18 protein-coding genes are annotated in these 20564 nt (G+C 57.2%); 14 read left to right on the forward strand and 4 right to left on the reverse strand.

Going from position 1 to position 20564, the window contains the following annotated elements; all coding sequences use genetic code 11:
• Position 1: 1 nt before the first annotated feature.
• The 7 genes from nuoI (at position 2) to IBT46_RS13970 (ending at position 6819) form a co-directional block, all read left to right on the forward strand.
• Positions 2 to 544, forward strand: a complete 543-nt coding sequence (gene nuoI, locus IBT46_RS13940; protein ID WP_105591277.1) for an NADH-quinone oxidoreductase subunit NuoI — start codon at positions 2 to 4, stop codon at positions 542 to 544.
• Between the two features lie 10 nt (positions 545 to 554).
• On the forward strand, positions 555 to 1109 hold the full coding sequence (gene nuoJ / locus IBT46_RS13945; protein ID WP_105591278.1) for an NADH-quinone oxidoreductase subunit J: 555 nt from the start codon (positions 555 to 557) through the stop codon (positions 1107 to 1109).
• Positions 1106 to 1408, forward strand: coding sequence for an NADH-quinone oxidoreductase subunit NuoK (gene nuoK / locus IBT46_RS13950; protein WP_105591279.1), 303 nt, complete (start codon positions 1106 to 1108; stop codon positions 1406 to 1408). The genes nuoJ and nuoK overlap by 4 nt, the downstream gene beginning before the upstream one ends.
• Positions 1405 to 3243 (forward strand): NADH-quinone oxidoreductase subunit L, encoded by a 1839-nt coding sequence (gene nuoL / locus IBT46_RS13955; RefSeq protein WP_105591280.1) that lies wholly within the window; start codon positions 1405 to 1407, stop codon positions 3241 to 3243. Before nuoK ends, nuoL begins: the two co-directional genes overlap by 4 nt.
• Positions 3244 to 3314: 71 nt before the next feature.
• Positions 3315 to 4835 (forward strand): NADH-quinone oxidoreductase subunit M, encoded by a 1521-nt coding sequence (nuoM, locus tag IBT46_RS13960; RefSeq protein WP_105591281.1) that lies wholly within the window; start codon positions 3315 to 3317, stop codon positions 4833 to 4835.
• Between the two features lie 6 nt (positions 4836 to 4841).
• The gene (gene nuoN, locus IBT46_RS13965) at positions 4842 to 6299 is read left to right on the forward strand and encodes an NADH-quinone oxidoreductase subunit NuoN (protein WP_200546165.1); all 1458 of its coding nucleotides are present in this window, start codon (positions 4842 to 4844) and stop codon (positions 6297 to 6299) included.
• 64 nt (positions 6300 to 6363) lie between these two features.
• Positions 6364 to 6819: a GNAT family N-acetyltransferase gene (locus tag IBT46_RS13970; protein ID WP_200546166.1), complete on the forward strand. Its 456-nt coding sequence runs from the start codon at positions 6364 to 6366 to the stop codon at positions 6817 to 6819.
• A 187-nt stretch (positions 6820 to 7006) separates the two neighbouring features.
• On the opposite strand, the gene IBT46_RS13975 is transcribed toward IBT46_RS13970, so the two are convergent.
• Positions 7007 to 8665: a glucan biosynthesis protein D gene (locus tag IBT46_RS13975; protein ID WP_200546167.1), complete on the reverse strand. Its 1659-nt coding sequence runs from the start codon at positions 8663 to 8665 to the stop codon at positions 7007 to 7009.
• Between the two features lie 338 nt (positions 8666 to 9003).
• On the opposite strand from IBT46_RS13975, the gene elaB reads away from it, so the two are divergent.
• From elaB to IBT46_RS14010, 7 genes are all read left to right on the forward strand, one after another.
• Positions 9004 to 9315, forward strand: a complete 312-nt coding sequence (gene elaB, locus IBT46_RS13980; RefSeq protein WP_105591284.1) for a stress response protein ElaB — start codon at positions 9004 to 9006, stop codon at positions 9313 to 9315.
• Between the two features lie 169 nt (positions 9316 to 9484).
• Positions 9485 to 11152, forward strand: a complete 1668-nt coding sequence (menD, locus tag IBT46_RS13985; RefSeq protein WP_200546168.1) for a 2-succinyl-5-enolpyruvyl-6-hydroxy-3-cyclohexene-1-carboxylic-acid synthase — start codon at positions 9485 to 9487, stop codon at positions 11150 to 11152.
• Positions 11149 to 11916 (forward strand): 2-succinyl-6-hydroxy-2,4-cyclohexadiene-1-carboxylate synthase, encoded by a 768-nt coding sequence (menH, locus tag IBT46_RS13990; protein WP_200546169.1) that lies wholly within the window; start codon positions 11149 to 11151, stop codon positions 11914 to 11916. The genes menD and menH overlap by 4 nt, the downstream gene beginning before the upstream one ends.
• An 11-nt stretch (positions 11917 to 11927) precedes the next feature.
• A complete protein-coding gene (menB, locus tag IBT46_RS13995) occupies positions 11928 to 12785 on the forward strand; it encodes a 1,4-dihydroxy-2-naphthoyl-CoA synthase (RefSeq protein ID WP_200546170.1) in 858 nt (285 codons plus the stop codon).
• Positions 12785 to 13753 (forward strand): o-succinylbenzoate synthase, encoded by a 969-nt coding sequence (gene menC / locus IBT46_RS14000; protein WP_200546171.1) that lies wholly within the window; start codon positions 12785 to 12787, stop codon positions 13751 to 13753. The genes menB and menC overlap by 1 nt, the downstream gene beginning before the upstream one ends.
• A complete protein-coding gene (menE, locus tag IBT46_RS14005; RefSeq protein WP_234480120.1) occupies positions 13735 to 15096 on the forward strand; it encodes an o-succinylbenzoate--CoA ligase in 1362 nt (453 codons plus the stop codon). Before menC ends, menE begins: the two co-directional genes overlap by 19 nt.
• Before the next feature lie 72 nt (positions 15097 to 15168).
• Entirely contained in the window at positions 15169 to 16359 is a 1191-nt protein-coding gene (locus tag IBT46_RS14010; RefSeq protein ID WP_200546172.1) for a nicotinamide mononucleotide deamidase-related protein YfaY, read from the forward strand.
• 82 nt (positions 16360 to 16441) lie between these two features.
• On the opposite strand, the gene yfaE is transcribed toward IBT46_RS14010, so the two are convergent.
• The 3 genes from yfaE to nrdA form a co-directional block, all read right to left on the reverse strand.
• Positions 16442 to 16702: a class I ribonucleotide reductase maintenance protein YfaE gene (gene yfaE / locus IBT46_RS14015; RefSeq protein ID WP_200546173.1), complete on the reverse strand. Its 261-nt coding sequence runs from the start codon at positions 16700 to 16702 to the stop codon at positions 16442 to 16444.
• A gap of 1 nt (position 16703) precedes the next feature.
• The gene (gene nrdB, locus IBT46_RS14020) at positions 16704 to 17834 is read right to left on the reverse strand and encodes a class Ia ribonucleoside-diphosphate reductase subunit beta (protein WP_200546174.1); all 1131 of its coding nucleotides are present in this window, start codon (positions 17832 to 17834) and stop codon (positions 16704 to 16706) included.
• Positions 17835 to 17910: 76 nt separating this feature from the next.
• Positions 17911 to 20196 (reverse strand): class 1a ribonucleoside-diphosphate reductase subunit alpha, encoded by a 2286-nt coding sequence (nrdA, locus tag IBT46_RS14025; RefSeq protein WP_105591293.1) that lies wholly within the window; start codon positions 20194 to 20196, stop codon positions 17911 to 17913.
• Positions 20197 to 20564: the final 368 nt, after the last annotated feature.

Consider the following 20564-nt stretch of genomic DNA (forward strand, 5'->3'; position numbering starts at 1 on the left):
CATGACATTAAAAGACATTGCCGTTGGTTTCGGTACGACAGTACGCAGTATCTGGCTGATTGGTCTGAACGCCTTCGCCAAGCGCGAAACCATGATGTACCCGGAAGAGCCGGTTTATCTGCCGCCGCGCTTCCGTGGACGCATTGTGCTGACGCGTGACCCGGACGGCCAGGAGCGCTGCGTTGCCTGTAACCTGTGTGCGGTTGCCTGCCCGGTCGGCTGTATCTCGCTGCAAAAAGCCGAGATGCAGGATGGCCGCTGGTACCCGGAATTCTTCCGTATTAACTTCTCGCGCTGCATTTTCTGTGGCCTGTGTGAAGAGGCTTGCCCGACCACTGCGATTCAGCTTACCCCGGACTTCGAGCTGGGCGAGTTCAAGCGTCAGGATCTGGTGTATGAAAAAGACGACCTGCTAATCTCCGGTCCGGGCAAATATCCGGAATATAACTTCTACCGGATGGCGGGTATGGCGATTGATGGTAAAGACAAAGGCTTTGCTGAAAACGAAGCTAAACCTATCGACGTCAAGGGCTTGTTACCTTAAGGAGCCAGGCATGGAATTTGCGTTTTATCTTTGCGGACTGGTAGCGGTGCTGGCGACGTTGCGCGTTATCACCCATACCAACCCGGTACATGCGTTGCTGTACCTGATTGTCTCGTTGCTGGCGGTGTCCGGTGTGTTTTTCTCGCTCGGGGCTTATTTCGCCGGTGCGCTGGAGATCATCGTTTATGCCGGTGCGATCATGGTGCTGTTCGTGTTCGTCGTGATGATGCTGAACCTCGGCGGTGCGGAAGTGCAGCAGGAGCGTGAATGGCTGAAGCCGGGTGCATGGGTTGGGCCGGGCCTGCTGTCGCTGGTGCTGCTGGTGGTGCTGGTTTACGCCATCCGTACCGTGAATGACCAGGGTATTGACGGCACGATGATCGATGCCAAGCAGGTCGGTATCAGCCTGTTCGGGCCTTACGTACTGGCGGTAGAGCTGGCTTCTATGCTGTTGCTGGCCGGTCTGGTCGTGGCATTCCATATCGGTCGCGAGCAGCGTGCGGGTGAATTGCTGAGCAACCGTCCGGACGACGCGTTAAAAAGTAAGAAGGAGGAGAGAGTATGATCCCTCTGCAACATGGACTGATTCTGGCGGCCGTGCTGTTTGTTCTTGGACTGACCGCCGTCACTATCCGTCGCAATATGCTGTTTATGTTGATCGGCCTCGAAATCATGATTAACGCTGCGGCACTGGCGTTTGTGGTGGCGGGGAGCTACTGGGGTCAGGCAGACGGTCAGGTGATGTTTATCCTGGCGATCAGCCTGGCGGCTGCCGAGGCCAGTATCGGCCTGGCGCTGCTGCTGCAGTTACATCGCCGCAGCCAGAACCTCAACATTGACAAAGTGAGCGAGATGCGCGGATGAACCTTCTCTATTTAACAATCCTGTTTCCGCTGATCGGCTTCCTTCTGCTGGCGTTCTCTCGTGGCCGCTGGTCGGAAAATCTGTCAGCTACCGTGGGAATGGGTTCCGTCGGACTGGCGGCGCTGGTCACGGCTTATGCCGGGATCGACTTTTTCAATAATGGACAGCAGGTGTTTAACCAGGCGCTGTGGACCTGGATGCACGTGGGCAACTTCAAAATCGACGTTAACCTGACGCTGGACGGCCTGTCGCTGACCATGCTGTCGGTGGTGACCGGCGTTGGCTTCTTCATCCACATGTTTGCCTCATGGTACATGCGTGGAGAAGAGGGCTACTCGCGCTTCTTCGCTTACACTAACCTGTTTATCGCCAGCATGGTGGTTCTGGTGCTGGCCGACAACCTGATGCTGATGTATCTCGGTTGGGAAGGCGTGGGCCTGTGCTCCTACCTGCTGATCGGCTTCTACTATACCGAGTCGAAAAACGGCGCGGCGGCAATGAAGGCGTTTATCATTACCCGCGTCGGTGACGTGTTCCTGGCATTTGCGTTGTTTATTCTCTACAACGAGCTGGGTACGCTGAACTTCCGCGAGATGGTCGAGCTGGCTCCGGCGCACTTTGCGGCTGACAACCATATGCTGCAATGGGCCACGCTGATGCTGTTAGGCGGTGCGGTCGGTAAATCCGCTCAGCTGCCGTTGCAGACCTGGCTGGCCGATGCGATGGCGGGTCCAACCCCGGTATCTGCACTGATCCACGCCGCGACGATGGTTACCGCCGGTGTTTACCTGATTGCGCGTACTCACGGCCTGTTCCTGCTGACGCCTGAAGTGCTGCATCTGGTCGGCATTATCGGCGCGATCACGCTGGTTCTGGCAGGCTTTGCCGCGCTGGTGCAAACCGACATCAAACGCGTGCTGGCTTATTCAACCATGAGCCAGATTGGCTATATGTTCCTTGCGCTGGGCGTTCAGGCGTGGGATGCGGCTATCTTCCACCTGATGACCCACGCGTTCTTTAAAGCGCTGCTGTTCCTCTCGTCCGGTTCGGTGATCCTTGCCTGCCACCACGAGCAGAACATCTTTAAAATGGGTGGCCTGCGTAAGAGCATTCCGCTGGTGTACGTCTGCTTCCTGGTGGGCGGTGCGGCACTGTCGGCGCTGCCGCTGATTACCGCAGGCTTCTTCAGTAAGGATGAAATTCTGGCGGGTGCGCTGGCGAACGGCCATATCAATCTTATGGTTGCGGGCCTGGCGGGCGCGTTTATGACGTCTCTCTATACCTTCCGTATGATCTTTATCACCTTCCACGGTAAAGAAAAAATTCATGCTCACGCAGGGAAAGGGATCACGCACCATCTGCCGCTGATTGTGCTGTTAGTTCTCTCAACCTTTATCGGTGCGATGATCGTACCACCGCTGAAAGGCGTACTGCCGGAGACCACTGAACTGGCCCACGGCAGCGTGATGATGCTGGAAATTGCCTCCGGCGTGGTGGCGATTGTCGGTATTCTGCTGGCCGCCGCGCTGTGGCTGGGCAAACGTACGCTGGTGACGGCGATTGCTAACAGTGCGCCGGGCCGTTTCTTCTCCACATGGTGGTTTGCCGCCTGGGGCTTCGACTGGCTGTATGACAAAGTCTTCGTTAAGCCTTACCTCGGCATTGCCCGGCTGCTGCAGCGCGATCCGCTTAATTCAGTGATGAATATTCCGGCGATTCTCGCGCGTGTAGGCAACAAAGGCCTGGTGATCAGCGAAAACGGCTATCTGCGCTGGTATCTTGCCGCGACGAGCATCGGTGCCGTTGTCGTCCTGTATCTGCTGATGGTGCTGTAAAGGTTAGTGAGTTGGGGTGGAGCCGAGCTTCACCCCAGTAGAAAAATTCGAAATAAAGGGAACAAACCGCCATGTTATTACCTTGGCTTATAATCCTCCCCTTCGTCGGTGGTCTGTTGTGCTGGCAGCTCGAACGCTTTGGTCCCAAAGTGCCGCGCTGGATTGCATTGATCGCGATGGGGCTGACGCTGGTGCTGTCACTGCAGCTGTGGATGCAGGGTGGCTACTCACTGACCCAGGCTTCCGGATTGCCGCAGTGGCAATCTGAATTCAACGTGCCGTGGATTCCGCGTTTCGGTATTCATTTCCATCTGGCGCTGGATGGTTTGTCGCTGTTGATGGTGGTGCTGACCGGCCTGCTTGGTCTGATGGCGATTCTTTGTTCATGGAACGAAATCGAGAAGTGGCAGGGCTTTTTCCACTTGAATCTGCTGTGGATTCTGGGTGGCGTGATCGGCGTTTTCCTTGCCGTCGATCTGTTCCTGTTCTTCTTCTTCTGGGAAATGATGCTGGTGCCGATGTACTTCCTGATCGCGCTCTGGGGCCATAAAGCCTCCGACGGGAAGACGCGTATTACCGCAGCAACCAAGTTCTTCATTTATACCCAGGCAAGCGGCCTGATCATGCTGATCGCTATTCTGGCGCTGGTATTCGTTCACTACAACGCCACCGGCGTGTGGACCTTCAACTATGAAGATCTGCTGAAAACGCCAATGTCGCATACGGTTGAATATGTACTGATGCTCGGCTTCTTTATCGCCTTCGCGGTAAAAATGCCGGTGGTGCCGCTGCACGGCTGGTTACCTGACGCACACAGTCAGGCTCCGACCGCAGGTTCCGTTGACCTTGCAGGTATTCTGTTAAAAACCGCCGCTTATGGTCTGCTGCGCTTTGCTCTGCCGCTGTTCCCGAATGCCTCCGCAGAGTTTGCGCCGATTGCCATGTGGCTGGGGATTATCGGCATCTTCTACGGTGCATGGATGGCGTTCTCTCAGTACGATATTAAACGCCTGATCGCCTACACCTCGATCTCCCATATGGGCTTTGTGCTGATTGCCATCTACACCGGCAGCCAGCTGGCTTACCAGGGCGCGGTGATTCAGATGATTGCGCACGGCCTGTCTGCGGCGGCGCTGTTTATTCTGTGTGGTCAGCTGTATGAGCGTCTGCATACACGTGATATGCGCCAGATGGGTGGCCTGTGGTCGCGCATCAAATGGCTGCCGGGCCTGTCGCTGTTCTTCGCGGTGGCAAACCTGGGGATGCCGGGTACCGGTAACTTCGTTGGTGAGTTTATGATCCTCACCGGTAGCTTCCAGAGCGTGCCGACGATCATTCTGATCGCCACGTTTGGACTGGTGTTTGCGTCGGTTTACTCACTGATCATGATGCAGCGCGCTTACTACGGTGCGCCGAAGTCAGATACGCCACTGCGCGGCATGTCAGCGCGTGAGTTCCTGATGATCATGGTGCTGGTTGTCCTGCTGGTGCTGCTGGGTGTTTATCCGCAGCCGATTCTGGATACCTCCCACGCTGCGATGAGTAACATCCAGCAGTGGTTTACCGCTTCAATTTCAACTACAAGGCCGTAATTCGCCATGACAATAACTCCTCAACAACTGATCGCACTTCTGCCGCTGCTGATCGTCGGATTGACGGTGGTAGTTGTGATGCTGTCCATTGCGTGGCGACGCAACCATTTCGTCAATGCAACACTGGCGGTGATTGGCCTGAACCTGGCGCTGTTATCTCTTTACTTTGTCGGCCAGGCAGGGCCAATGGATGTTACCCCGCTGCTGCGGGTGGACGGCTATGCCATTCTCTATACCGGCCTGGTGATCCTTGCCAGCTTGGCGACCTGTACTTTTGCCTATCCGTGGCTGGCTACTTACCCGGATAACCGTGAAGAGTTCTATCTGCTGGTGCTGATTGCCGCACTGGGCGGCATCGTGCTGGCCAGTGCCAACCACCTGGCGTCGCTGTTTATTGGTATTGAGCTGATCTCCCTGCCGCTGTTTGGTCTGGTGGGCTACGCCTTCCAGCAGAAACGCTCGCTGGAAGCCGCTATCAAGTACACCATCCTCTCTGCCGCAGCGTCGTCATTCCTGCTGTTCGGTATGGCGCTGGTGTATGCCGATTCCGGTAACCTCGGCTTTGTGGCACTGGGCAAAAGCCTGACTGACGGTCTGATTCACCAGCCTCTGCTGCTGGCCGGTCTTGGCCTGATGATTGTTGGCTTTGGCTTTAAGCTGTCGCTGGTTCCGTTCCATCTGTGGACGCCGGACGTGTATCAGGGCGCACCGGCTCCGGTCACCACGTTCCTGGCTACCGCCAGTAAAATCGCTATCTTTGCCGTGCTGATGCGCCTGTTTATGTACGCGCCGATGACCGACAGCGAAGGCGTGCGCACGGTACTGGGTATCATTGCCGTGGCCTCGATGCTGTTCGGTAACCTGATGGCGATTTCGCAGAGCAACATCAAGCGTATGCTGGGTTATTCCTCGATTGCGCATATGGGTTATCTGCTGGTGGCGCTGGTTGCCGTGCAGACCCACCAGCTGTCGCTGGAAGTGGTTGGAGTGTATCTGGCCGGCTATCTGTTCAGCAGCCTGGGTGCCTTCGGTGTGGTCAGCATGATGTCTAGCCCATACAGCGGGCCGGATGCGGACTCGCTTTACTCGTACCGCGGTCTGTTCTGGCATCGTCCGGTGCTGTCTGCGGTGATGACGGTGGTGATGCTGTCGCTGGCGGGTATTCCGATGACGCTAGGCTTTATCGGTAAATTCTACGTGCTGGCCGTGGGCGTGAGCGCCGACCTGTGGTGGCTGACCGGTGCGGTAGTGCTTGGTAGCGCCATCGGTCTGTATTACTATCTGCGCGTCACCGTCAGTCTGTATCTGACGCCGCCGGAAGTCGCGATGCGCGATGCGCCGTCTAACTGGGCGTTCACCGCCGGCGGGATTGTGGCGCTGATCTCTGCGATTCTGGTGCTGCTGCTGGGTATTTATCCTCAGCCGCTGATTTCGCTGGTCAACCTGGCACAACCACTAATGTAAGTTACGGCAAACCAGGTAATAATCGGGCCCTTGTGGCCCGATTTTTTTTGCTCAGAGGAATTGTATGGATCTGAACTGGTACGATTTACACCATAGCGAACTCAGTACCAGCCAGCTTTATCAGCTGCTGGCGCTGCGTAATGCGGTCTTTATTGTTGAGCAGCAGTGCCCGTATCTGGATATCGACGCGGCGGATCTCAGCGGCGAGAACCGGCATCTTTTGGGAATTATTGACGATCGTCTGGTGGCCTATGCGCGAATTCTCGTACCAAAGGAGGCCGACCAGCCGGTGAAGATCGGACGGGTGATTATTTCCGGGGAAGCGCGAGGTTTGAATCTGGGCAGCAGGCTGATGGAGCAGGCGCTCGACAGCTGTGAACGTCACTGGCCGAAGCGGTCAATTTTCCTGTCGGCGCAGGCGCATCTGCAACGGTTTTATGGCCGTCTGGGATTCGTGACGGTTAGCGATGAGTATCTTGAAGATGATATTCCGCATGTCGATATGCTACGGGCAGGTTAATCAGGCTCAGCGGGTTCAGCAGAGTAAGCAGGGATCGGCGGGCTGGCTTAAGCCCAGAATTAGCGCTGGATATTAGCCGCTCGGGTAGAAGCGTTCCCGGAGAAAATGTACCGCGGATTTCATAAAAAGGCGGCCATGAAAGGCCGCCTTGTAGCATTCCCCGGCTTGTCGGGAAACGCCCGCGTCATTAACCGGCGGTCATAATCCGATCGTCGACGTATTTGCGCTTATCCGGCGGCGGCGGGAAGTACTGATACAGCCAGGTCTCGCTCAGCGTGTCATCTTTGGTGCGCAGGAACATGCGCATGTTAACCGGCGCGGTTGAATCGCTGTTCGGATACCAGTCAAACAGAATACGATAGCCGTTGATTGGCTCAACGTAGAGGATTTCAACCTGTTTGAGCGTCCCTGAGGTGACTTCGATTACCGGCTCAATCCCCTTCGGCGCGGCGGCTTTCAGATCGCCACCGACGAAGTCAACGGCAAAACGACGCGCCCAGACGTCCGGATAGTGCTCGCCCGGTGCCCAGCCTTCCGGGAAGCCACCCATGCCGGTGCGGGTCGCGTTAACCCGCGCCAGACCGCTGCGAACCGGCGGCAGGCCGCTCCAGTAAAGTTTGTACTGGAAGCTGTGCTCGCTCCCGGCTTTGATCGGTTCAGCTGGCTGCCAGAAGCAGACGATATTATCCAGCGTTTCTCCCGTGGTCGGGATCTCCATCAGGTTGACTGCGCCTTTGCCCCATTTTCCAACCGGTTCCACCCACAGACTCGGACGTTTGTTGTACCAGCCGATCACATCCTGATAGTCCTGGAAATCATGATTGAGCTGTAACATGCCGAAGCCGCGCGGGTTTTCATCCTGGTAGGCGTTAAAGGTCAGGCGCTGCGGGTTGTTCAGCGGGCGGCAGATCCACTCACCGGCACCGGTCCACATGGCCAGACGATCGGAGTCGTGGATCTGCGGATGGATGGTGTCGCACATGCGGCGCTCGTTGTTGCCGCAGCTGAACATGGTGGTCATCGGCGCGATACCCAGCTGCCAGATATCCTTGCGCGCATAGATGTGGTTTTCCACCTCCATCACCACGCGCTTTTCCTCGCAGTGGATGATGAACTTAAACGCGCCGGTGCAGCTTGCGCCATCCAGCAGAGTGTAGACGGTGAAGGTGGTGTCATCGGCTTTTGGTGTTTCGAACCAGAAGGCGGTGAAGTCAGGGAACTCTTCTTTACCGTTGCTGAAGGTATCAATCGCCACGCCGCGAGCCGAAAGCCCGTACTGATAGGTCTCATCCACCGCGCGGAAGTAGCTGGCCCCCAGGAAGGAGACGATATCGCGGCGAGCCAGTTCAGGCTTTTTAAAGGCACGGAATCCGGCGAAGCCGAGGTCGGTTTTTCCTTCCAACTGGGCGGTATCAACGTGCGCATTATTGTAGTTGAAAAGTTCGGGGCGGAAATGGATCTCACGCGCTTCGCGGCTGCCGCTGTCCACGGAGAACATGCGGATGCGGCGTTTGAATCCCATCCCCACGTGGAAGAACTGAACGTCAAGCTGACGGTTATCGATGCCGTTCCACAGCGAGTGGTTGGCATCGTACTGGATTTCGTTGTAGGCCTGAGGCGTTAAGGTGGCCAGGGTTTGCGGCAGCGGAGCCGGCGCGCCACCGTAAGGTTTTTTCGCCAGATCGGCGGCTAATTTTTTGAGCACGTCAAAATCAAATCGCACTGCGGTACCGTCGGCAATCTCGCTGTCTGCCCAGGCGGCCTGGGAGAACAGGGTGGAGATACCAGACATTCCACTTAAGGTGGCGAATGCCATTGACACTTTCATAAACATTCTTCGATTCATGCCAGAAATCATATCCTTTGCTGAACGGAGCTTGTGTTGACTGTCGCGCGTACATCACGCATTCGCGTCGCCGGATTTGGCCCGACTACAGGGAGTTACGACAGCTTGCCTGGTGACTAATTCAGTTCAGGCAAAATTTATCAGATAAATCCAAAAACCGCAGTGATTTCCACGGCTGACCTGCGCGGAAGCTGCAATAAACAGCATCTTTGACGAGGATCGACAACGGCTGGACGCAGAGTTCTCAGGGATAACTGGCCCTTTTTGCCATGCAGCCCGAAAAATAGGGTCTATAGTTAGTCAGCAAGCAATGTGTAATTCGCCCACGGAGGATGACAATGGCTACACAGACTGAACCGCAAGAGACTCGACTGGATGACGATCTGGCTTTGCTGACCAAAACGCTGGAAGAAGTGTTGAAGTCATCGGGCGATCCGGCTGACCAGAAATATGTTGAACTGAAGGCCAGAGCCGAAAATTCACTGCATGAAGTGAAATCGCGCATCAGCAATGCATCTGATACCTATTACTATCGCGCACGTCAGGCCGTTTCTCGTGCCGATGACTACGTTCACGACAAACCGTGGCAGGGCATTGGTGTGGGTGCCACGCTGGGTCTGGTGATAGGACTGCTGCTGGCTCGTCGTTAATTTATAACGCACTGGTGCCCTTCTACGGGCACCTGATTTTTGCTAAATATCCTGCTGTAGTTCCCCCCGTTTTTACTCTGATGAAAACCAGCGTAATACTGGTTCAAATCAAAAAGATCGCAAAAACGCCTGCTTATAATGACTTCAGTCAATTTGATCTGGAGTGGCAATGTCGCACGCAACGTTCAATCGCCGCTGGGCTACCGTTCTTGTTGAAGCGCTTACCCGGCACGATATCCGGCATGTTTGCATTGCGTCCGGATCGCGCTCGGCACCCCTGGTGCTGGCCGCTGCTGCCAATGAAAAACTGGTCTGCCACACCCACTTCGATGAGCGCGGCCTTGGCTTTTTAGCCCTGGGGCTGGCAAAAAGCAGCGGGCAGCGGGTGGCCGTTATTGTTACCTCAGGCACGGCGGTGGCCAATCTCTATCCCGCTATTGTGGAAGCCCGTCAGGGCGGTGAAAAGTTGGTAGTGATTACCGCCGACCGTCCGAGCGAGCTGATTGGCTGCGGAGCCAATCAGGCTATCGAACAGCAGGGTATTTTTGCCAGCCACGTCACCGCCGCACTGAATCTTCCCCGACCGACTCCCGATATTCCGGCGCGCTGGCTGGTGTCCTCGCTGGATACGCTGCTGGCCGGGCAGAAAAGCGGTGCCGTGCATATTAACTGCCCGTTTGCCGAACCGCTGTACGGTGAGGATGAAGGAGAGTACCTGGCGTGGGTTAATGAGCTGGGTGACTGGTGGCACAGTCCGCATCCCTGGCTCAGCTATCCAGCGCTCGCCGATCTCCCCCTCATGCCGGACTGGTTTTTTGCCCGCCAGCAGCGTGGTGTGGTCATCGTTGGCAGAGTCTCTGCCACCGAGGGGCAGCAGATTAGCGAATGGGCTGAACAGCTTGGCTGGCCGCTGCTGGCCGATGTTCTGTCGCAGAGCGGCCAGCAGCTACCGCATTCCGCGCTCTGGCTGGCACATCCTCAGGCCCGCCAGGCGCTGAATGACGCGCAGCTGGTGGTACAGTTCGGCAGCAGTCTGACCAGCCGCAACCTCTTGCAATTCCAGCAGCAGTGCCGGCCGGGTAAATGGTGGTTAATCGATCCGCTCCCCGGCCAGCGCGATCCCGCTTTTCATCAGGGGATTCGGGTACAGGCCCGCGTGGGCGAGTGGCTGGCAAAACATCCGGCAATGCCGCGCCAGCCCTGGTGCCCGCAGCTTCAGGAACTGGCAGACAAAACCGACCGTTACCTGAAGCAGCATCTGACCGCCTTTGGCGAGGCGCAGCTGGCGCACCGACTGCCGGAGCTGCTGGCCGGGAAAGGCGCGCTGTTTATCGGTAACAGCCTGGCAATCAGGCTGGTGGATGCGCTTGCCCGTCTGCCTGTGGGGTATCCGGTATATAGCAATCGTGGTGCCAGCGGTATCGACGGGCTGATTGCTTCCGCCGCTGGCGTTCAGCGCGGGCTTGGGCAGCCGCTATTGCTACTGCTGGGGGATCTCTCCGCCCTGTATGATCTGAACAGCCTGGCGCTGCTGCAGCGGGCATCCGCCCCGGTTGTGGTGCTGGTGGTGAACAACCAGGGCGGGCAAATATTTTCTCTGCTGCCGACGCCGCAGCACGAACGCGAGCGCTTCTTCGCCATGCCGCCTCGGGTGGATTTCAGCCACGCGGCGGCGGTATTTGGCCTGAACTACCGGCGTGCGGAAAACTGGCCTGCACTGGCCGACGCGGTGAGGGAGGGATTCACGCGCGGCGTTACGCTGGTAGAAGTGGTTTGTGACGGCGATGCGGGTGCGCAGGCCCTGGCTGGTCTACTCAAAGAGGTAATGACCCTGTGATTCTCCATGCGCGGTGGCAGGGACATCATCGTAGCATCAGGCCGGTGCTGGTCTGGCTGCATGGTTTTCTTGGCAGCGCGGATGACTGGCTGCCGGTGCAGCACTACTTCCGACACTGGCCGCTACTCAGCATCGATTTGCCGGGGCACGGCGGTTCACAGGCGCAAACCGTCAGCGGTTTTGACGAACTCTCGCAGCGGCTGACGGCAACGCTCAACTACCATCAGGTTGAACGCTACTGGCTGATTGGCTACTCCCTCGGGGCTCGTCTGGCTTTTTATCACGCCTGCCGCCACGACGACGGTAGGCTTGGTGGTCTGTTGGCCGAAGCGGGTCACTTTGGCTTAACCCGCCAAAGCGAGCGCGAAACGCGCCGCGAGCACGATTTTGGCTGGGCGCAGCGCTTCCGCCAGCAGCCTTTGCCACGGGTTCTGAGCCAGTGGTATCAACAGCCGGTGTTTGCCGAACTCACCAACCCGCAGCGGCAGGCGATGATTAACCGTCGGCTAAACAATCGTGCAGAGGGGCTGGCGACCATGCTGGAAGCCACCTCGCTCTCTGCCCAACCGGATCTGCTGGCGGAGCTACGGCAAAAAACGATCCCCTTCCATTATCTGTGCGGCGAATGGGACCTTAAATTCTTACAGCTGGCGCAGCAATCGGGTCTGATTCCGGTGGTGATCCGCGATGCCGGGCACAACACTCACCTGGCAAACCCGATGGCATTCGCCCATCAACTTTCTCTGTTGCTGAACCACAACTAACAGGAGCTTCGATGATTTCTCCCGACGAATCCATGCTAACCGCCCCGGCACAGTGGCTGCCGGTACCGCTGGAATTCAGCGATATCCGTTATCAAAAGACGGCGGATGGCATCGCTAAAATCATCATTAACCGTCCGCAGGTGCGGAATGCGTTTCGCCCCCTGACGGTGACGGAAATACAGCAGGCGCTGGATGACGCCCGCCGAGATCCGGCCGTTGGGGTGATCATCCTGACCGGGGAAGGCGATCTGGCATTCTGCTCCGGCGGCGATCAGAAAGTGCGCGGTGATTACGGCGGCTATCAGGACGATGCCGGAGTACATCACCTCAACGTGCTGGATCTCCAGCGCCAGATCCGCACCTGTCCGAAACCCGTGGTGGCGATGGTGGCGGGCTATGCGGTGGGCGGTGGCCACGTACTGCATATGATGTGCGATCTGACCATCGCGGCGGATAATGCGCAGTTTGGCCAGACCGGACCAAAGGTGGGTTCCTTCGACGGCGGCTGGGGTGCAGCTTATATGGCACGTATCGTCGGGCAGAAAAAAGCGCGCGAGATTTGGTTCCTCTGCCGGATGTACAACGCGCAGCAGGCGCTCGATATGGGGCTGGTCAACACCGTGGTTCCTCTGGCGCAGCTTGAGCAGGAAACGGTGCGCTGGTGTCGCGAGATGTTGCAGAACAGCCCGATGGCACTGCGCTGTTTGAAAGCCGCGCTGAACGCTGACTGTGACGGCCAGGCCGGTTTGCAGGAGCTGGCCGGTAACGCCACCATGCTGTTTTACATGACTGAAGAGGGGCAGGAAGGGCGCAACGCCTTTAACCAGAAGCGGCCGCCCGATTTCTCACCGTTCAGGCGTAATCCCTAATGCGCGGCGCAACGCTGTTTGGCTATCAGCTTGCGCTGGATGCAGGCGTCGTGTTGCGCGAGCAGCGGCTGAAAAGCCGTTTGGGAATGCTGGTGAAACTGGTCGATGAGAGAGGGGAGGGTTGGGGGGAGATCGCCCCGCTGCCGCAGTTCAGCGTGGAGAGTCCTGAACTCGCTCGGTTGCAGGCCGTGAAGTGGCTGGAGCGCTGGTGTGCCGGAGAACAGCCGCCGGAAAGCCCGCTGCCTTCGGTCGCTTTCGGTATCAGCTGTGCGCAGGCCGAACTGGCAGGGCGGCTACCTGCCGAAGGCTGCTGGCAGAGTGCGCAGCTGTGCAGCGGTGATCCGGACGCGCTGTTCGAACGTTTACAGCGTCAGTCCGCGCCGCTGGCAAAAATGAAGGTAGGGCTGTACGAAGCGGTGCGGGACGGTATGCAGGTGAATCTGCTGCTGGAGGCACTGCCCGATCTGACCCTGCGCCTGGATGCGAACCGCAGCTGGACGCTGGAAAAAGCATTGCAGTTTGCCCGCTATATTTCCACCGAGCTGCGCGGGCGCATTGCCTTTATTGAAGAGCCGTGCCGAACGGTGGCGGAGAGCATGGCCTTTGCGCGGCAGACCGGGATTGCTATCGCGTGGGATGAAAGCCTGCGTGATGATGCCACGCTGCTAAGCGCGCAGCAGGGCGTCAGGGCGGTTGTGATCAAGCCCACGCTGACCGGCAGCATTCAGAAAGTACAGCAGCAGGTTGCAGCGGCGCAGCGGCTGGGATTAACCCCGGTTATCAGCTCCGCGCTGGAGTCCAGCCTGGGCCTGACGCAGCTGGCGCGGCTGGCACAGCAACTCACGCCAGGCATTGTGCCCGGGCTGGATACCCTGTCGCTGATGCAAGAGCAGCTGCTGCGCCACTGGCCCGGCAGTACATTACCGCTTTCAGGGAAGGAGGGACTCCAATGTCTGTGGCAGCAATAAATGACTGGCCCTGGCTGTACTGGCAGCAGCGCTATCCGCAGGCGACGGCCATCGACACCGGTGATGAAACGCTGAGCTGGCAACAATTGGCCGAGCGTATTACCGGCCACGCAAACGGCTTCCGTCGGCAGGGCGTGCAGCCGGAAATGGTCGTCGCACTGCGCAGCCGCAACGGGTTACAGGCGGTGCTGGCCTGGCTGAGCCTGTTGGCCTGTGGTGCGAGGGTGCTGATGCTTAATCCGCAGCTGCCCGACGCGCAGCTGAATCCGTTAATGCCCGGTCTGGGCGTGACGTTTGCGCTCAGTATCGATGCACCTCCGGTTCCGCAGGCTCTTCCGCTAAACCTGGCAACGGCCGCCGGGCGCGCCAACCCTCCCTGGCAGCGGAATGCGTTAGCTACGCTGACCCTGACGTCGGGGACGACCGGGCTGGCGAAAGCGGCAGCACACACTTTTGACGCCCACCTGCACAGTGCGGCGGCGGTAATCGGTCTGATGGATTTCACCCCGCGGGATCGCTGGCTGCTGTCGTTACCCCTGTTTCACGTTTCCGGCATGGGCATTATCTGGCGATGGCTGTCTGCCGGGGCCACGCTGGTCATCGATAAATCGCAGGATTTGTCGGCGGCGCTGGCACGCAGTAGCTTTGCCTCGCTGGTGCCAACGCAGCTATGGCGTTTGCTGAATCAGTCCGCGCTTCCAACGAGTCTGCGTGCCGTACTGCTGGGAGGTGCGGCGATCCCGTCCGAACTAACCACTCGGGCGGAAGCGGCAGGAATCCGCTGCTGGTGCGGCTATGGCCTGACCGAAACGGCCTCAACGGTATGCGCCGGGCGAGCGGATGGTTCCGGCAGCGCCGGTAAACCGCTCCCCGGGCAGGAGGTCAGACTGGTAGAAAACGAGGTCTGGCTACGCTCACCAACGCTGGCGCAGGGCTACTGGCGGGAGGGCGCGCTCCAGCCGCTGACCGACGAGGACGGCTGGCTGCACACCGGCGATCTCGGCCACTGGCATCAGGGTGAACTGTGCATTGACGGTCGTCGTGATAACCTGTTTTTCAGCGGCGGTGAGGCGGTGCAGCCTGAGCTGATTGAGCGGGTGCTGTTGGGCCATCCGGCGGTGACTCAGGCGGTCGTGGTTCCGCAGGCGGATAGTGAATATGGTCACCGGCCGGTCGCGCTGGTGGCGGGGGAAATTGACCTTGAGAAGCTTGCCGACTGGGCGGCACCTCAATTGACGAACTATCAGCATCCGGTCGCCTGGCTTCCGTTGCCTCAGCTTGCGGGAGAGGGCATTAAACCGCCGCGTCACCGCCTGCTGGCCTGGCTTAGCGATCGGAAATAGAGGGGAAAATCACATTGTTTTTATCCGGCAGGCTTCTTACAGTGTAAAGACCTGAGAAACCCGGAGATAAAAATGATAAGAGTGGAAATGCTCGCCACTGGTGACGAAGTGCTGCACGGTCAGATCGTTGATACCAATGCAGCATGGCTGGCGGGCGTGCTGTTTGAAAACGGTTTACCGATGACCAGCCGTCAGACGGTGGGAGACAGCCTCCCGGAGCTGGTCAATGTCCTGACCGAACGCAGTAAAATCGCCGATGTGCTGATCGTTAACGGCGGCCTTGGTCCGACCAGCGACGATCTGAGCTCGCTGGCTGCGGCAACGGCAGCCGGTGTCGGGCTACAAATCCACCCGGAGTGGCTGGCTAAAATGGAAGCGTACTTTGCCGGCCGTGGCAAACCGATGGCACCCAGCAACCGTAAGCAGGCAGAGATCCCGGCTGGTGCAGAAATGCTGGATAACCCGGTGGGCACCGCCTGTGGTTTCGCTATTCAGCTGAATCGCTGCTGGATCTTCTTTACCCCAGGCGTGCCGTCAGAGTTTAAAACCATGGTTAACGGCGAGATCCTGCCGCGCCTCAAATCCCGCTTTCAGCTGCCCGAACCGCCACTATGTTTGCGAATGACCACTTTTGGTCGCGGCGAGAGCGATCTGGCTTCTGCCATTGAGCCGCTGCCGCTGCCGGAAGGTGTGGTGGTGGGCTATCGCGCGTCGATGCCGATTATTGAACTAAAGCTCAACGGCCCGGCGGACAAGCTGGCCGAGATGGAACAGTTCTGGCAGCAGGTGCGTGAAATCGCCGGTGATAGCGTGATTTTCGAAGGGCTGGAAGGGCTGCCTGAGCAGCTGGCGCGGCGTTTGGATGAGCGTGAACTCTCGCTCTGCGTCAGCGAACAGTTCACCGCCGGGCTGCTGCAGTGGCAGCTGGTTTCAGCCGGGGCAAAACTGCATGCGGGCAACGTTTTACCCAATCGCCCGGAGTCCCTTAAGCAGCTGGCCGATCGCAGTCGCGTGCTGGCGCAGGAGAACGATGCACAGGTGGTGCTAATCGTAGGCGGTGTCGAAGAGGATACGCTGGGATTTGCGCTGAATACGCCGGATGGCGTTTTTGCACAACGGGTGAAGTTCAATGTCAGCCGCCACGGCCTGAAAGCGCGGCAGGATATGGTTGCCATGCTGGCGCTGAATATGCTGCGCCGCTGGCTGAATGGCCAGACGGTGACCACCGGTCACGGCTGGATCGATGTGGTTGAAACACTGTAAAAGCCGTTGAGGAAAACGGGCGGCCTGATGCGGTGGCTGCCCGAAACCGAAAGGCGGTATTTTCCGCAAAGAAACCGGAGAATTACAGTTCGATCTCAATATCGCCCTGAGCCTGGCAGCAGCAGGGAAGGATCTCGCCCTGCTGAATAAACGCCAGCGGTTTACTTGCGTAGCTGACTTCGCCTTTCAGCAGGCGGGTACGACACGAACCGCAGTAACCTTCCCGGCACTGATACTCAACGCAGACTTTGTTTGCCTCAAGTGTGGCGAGCAGGGAAGTATGATGTTCCCTGCACTCCAGCTGCGTGCCGGAAGCACGCAGGGTAATAATCGAACGGGGCATTTTACAGCTCGAAGTCGCTGAGATCGTCGGTATTCACTTCCGCATCAATCTGTCCAACCAGATAGGAGCTGACTTCAACTTCCTGAGGGGCAACCTGCACGTTGTCCGATACCAGCCAGGAGTTAATCCATGGGATTGGGTTTGAGCGGGTCTTAAACGGCAGGTCCAGACCCACGGCGTTCATACGAATATTGGTAATATATTCAATGTACTGCCACAGAATATCTTTATTCAGACCAATCATCGAGCCGCCGCTGAACAGGTATTCCGCCCACTCTTTTTCCTGCTCGGCTGCCAGTACGAACAGGTCGTAGCATTCCTGGCGGCACTCTTCGGCAATCTCTGCCATTTCCGGATCGTCTTCACCGCTGCGCAGCAGGTTCAGCATATGCTGGGTGCCGGTCAGATGCAGCGCTTCATCACGGGCAATCAGCTTAATGATTTTGGCGTTACCTTCCATCAGCTCGCGCTCGGCGAAGGCAAACGAACAGGCGAAGCTGACGTAGAAGCGGATCGCTTCCAGCGCGTTAACGCTCATCAGGCAGATATACAGCTGCTTTTTCAACGCGCGCAGATTGACGGTAATGGTTTTACCGGCAACCTCGTGGGTGCCTTCACCCAGCAGATGCCAGTAGCTGGTCATCTCGATCAGATCGTCGTAGTAGCCAGAGATATCCTTCGCGCGGGAGAGGATCTGCTCGTTAGCGACGATGTCGTCAAAGACCACGGCCGGATCGTTAACGATATTGCGGATGATATGGGTGTAGGAACGTGAATGGATCGTTTCTGAGAACGCCCAGGTTTCTACCCAGGTTTCCAGTTCAGGGATCGAGATCAGCGGCAGCAGCGCCACGTTCGGGCTGCGTCCCTGAATCGAGTCCAGCAGCGTCTGGTACTTCAGGTTACTGATGAAAATATGCTTTTCGTGATCCGGCAGCGCCTGATAGTCGATGCGATCGCGCGAAACGTCCACTTCTTCCGGACGCCAGAAGAAGGAGAGCTGCTTTTCAATCAGCTTTTCAAAGATATCGTACTTTTGCTGATCGTAGCGGGCAACGTTGACCGACTGGCCAAAAAACATCGGCTCCAGCAGCTGGTCATTTTTGTTCTGCGAAAATGTGGTGTAAGCCATAAATAATAATCCGTCGTGGTAGCTGAGTCGTGCTACAGGAAATCAGGGAGGGGGCCAGCAGATGGCCCCCTGAAGATTAGATTTTGCAGGCGCCGCTTTCGCAGCCGTCATCCTGGATTGAAGGTGCCAGGTCATCCTGCGCATCTTCCGCACCATCACGGGTGTTCTGGTAGTACAGCGTTTTCACGCCGAACTTATAGGCGGTAAGCAGATCTTTCAGCAGCTGCTTCATCGGCACCTTACCGTTAGCGAAGCGCGTCGGGTCATAGTTGGTGTTGGATGAAATCGCCTGATCGATAAACTTCTGCATCAGACCCACCAGCTGCAGATAACCATCGTTGTTCGGCATTTCCCACAGCAGTTCATAGTTGTCTTTCAGACGCTCATACTCCGGTACCACCTGGCGCAGAATACCGTCTTTAGACGCTTTGATACTGATATGGCCGCGCGGTGGTTCAATACCGTTGGTGGCGTTAGAAATCTGCGAAGAGGTTTCAGACGGCATCAGAGCAGACAGCGTGGAGTTACGCAGGCCGTGAGTTTTGATCGACTCACGCAGCGCTTCCCAGTCCAAATGCAGCGGTTCGTTACTGATCGCATCGAGATCTTTCTTGTAGGTATCAATCGGCAGAATACCCTGAGCATAGGTGGTTTCGTTAAACCACGGGCAGGCACCCTGTTCGATCGCCAGATCGTTAGAAGCCTTGAGCAGCCAGTACTGAATGGCTTCAAAGGTTTTATGCGTCAGGTTATTTGCGCTGCCGTCGGAGTAGCGCACGCCGTTTTTCGCCAGGTAGTAGGCGAAGTTGATCACGCCAATACCGAGGGTACGGCGACCCATGGCACCGCGTTTAGCCGCCGGGATTGGATAATCCTGATAATCCAGCAGGGCATCCAGCGCACGTACCGCCAGAGTTGCCAGCTCGCGCAGGTCGTCAAGGCTTTCAATCGCACCCAGGTTGAATGCGGAAAGCGTACACAGCGCAATCTCACCGTTTTCGTCGTTAACGTCCAGCAGCGGTTTGGTCGGCAGCGCGATTTCCAGGCACAGGTTGGACTGGCGGACAGGCGCGATAGCCGGATCGAACGGGCTGTGGGTGTTGCAGTGGTCAACGTTCTGAATGTAGATACGGCCGGTAGACGCGCGTTCCTGCATCATCAGTGAGAACAGGTCGACCGCTTTGACGCGCTGCTTGCGGATGCTGTCGTCTTTCTCATATTTGGTGTACAGGCGTTCGAATTCATCCTGATCGGCGAAGAAAGCATCGTACAGGCCCGGCACGTCGGACGGGCTGAACAGGGTAATCTCTTCACCCTTCAGCAGGCGCTGATACATCAGCTTGTTAAGCTGCACGCCGTAGTCCATATGACGTACGCGGTTGCCTTCCACGCCGCGGTTGTTTTTCAACACCAGCAGGCTTTCCACTTCCAGATGCCACATTGGATAGAACAGCGTCGCCGCACCGCCGCGCACGCCGCCCTGAGAACAGGACTTCACGGCGGTCTGGAAGTGCTTATAGAACGGAATACAGCCGGTGTGGAAGGCTTCACCGCCGCGGATCGGGCTGCCCAGCGCGCGGATACGGCCCGCGTTGATGCCGATGCCGGCACGCTGAGAAACGTATTTCACGATTGCGCTGGAGGTGGCGTTAATCGAATCCAGGCTGTCGCCGCACTCAATCAGCACGCAGGAGCTGAACTGACGGGTTGGGGTACGCACGCCGGACATGATCGGTGTTGGCAGCGAGATCTTGAAGGTAGAGATCGCATCGTAGAAACGCTTAACGTAGTCCAGACGCGTTTCACGCGGATAGCCGGAGAACAGGCAGGCAGCAACCAGGATATAAAGGAACTGGGCGCTTTCATAGATTTCACCGCTCACACGGTTCTGCACCAGATACTTGCCTTCCAGCTGCTTAACCGCGGCGTAGGAGAAGTTCATATCACGCCAGTGGTCGATAAAGCCGTCCATCTGCTCGAACTCTTCGCGGCTGTAGTCTTCCAGCAGGTGGCGATCGTATTTGCCCATCTCAACCATACGCGTCACCTGGTCGATCAGCTTCGGCGGCTCAAACTGGCCGTAGGCTTTTTTACGCAGGTGGAAAATCGCCAGGCGGGCGGCCATGTACTGGTAATCAGGCGCATCGCGGGAAATCAGGTCGGCCGCAGACTTGATAATCGTTTCATGGATATCAGACGTGCGAATACCTTCGTAGAACTGGATATGCGAACGCAGTTCAACCTGGGAGACGGAGACATTTTGCAGCCCTTCGGCAGCCCAATCGAGCACACGGTGGATTTTATCTAGATCGATGCGTTCGGTACGGCCATCGCGCTTAGTGACAAGCAGACTCTGATTCATGTCGCGTTTTACCTGTTTTAAACAAATAATCCCCACGTTTATGCACAGCTTGCTCGTTGTGAGTAACTCTGTGGATAAACACTACATATAGGGGGTGAGAGAAGACTGGATAACAATATGGTGAGTATTCTAGTAACTTTCGTGTGGTTAACAAGGCTTGATTTTCACGAAAAATTACTGTCCGTTGGCACCTTTTTTGGCTAAGTCCGCGTTTCTCAAGGCCCAGGGTCCATGTCAATGGAAAAAGATTTTTTTTAGAAATATGATCGAGCGCGGAAATATTGTCCAGCGTTGAAATTTCCAGATTTTTTTGGCTCTGAAGTTGTGGCGATAGTGCGGGATTTCAGGCAGAGGATGAAAGGTAAACA

Source organism: Erwinia sp. S38 (genome assembly GCF_016624545.1).
Classification (GTDB): domain Bacteria; phylum Pseudomonadota; class Gammaproteobacteria; order Enterobacterales; family Enterobacteriaceae; genus Erwinia; species Erwinia coffeiphila.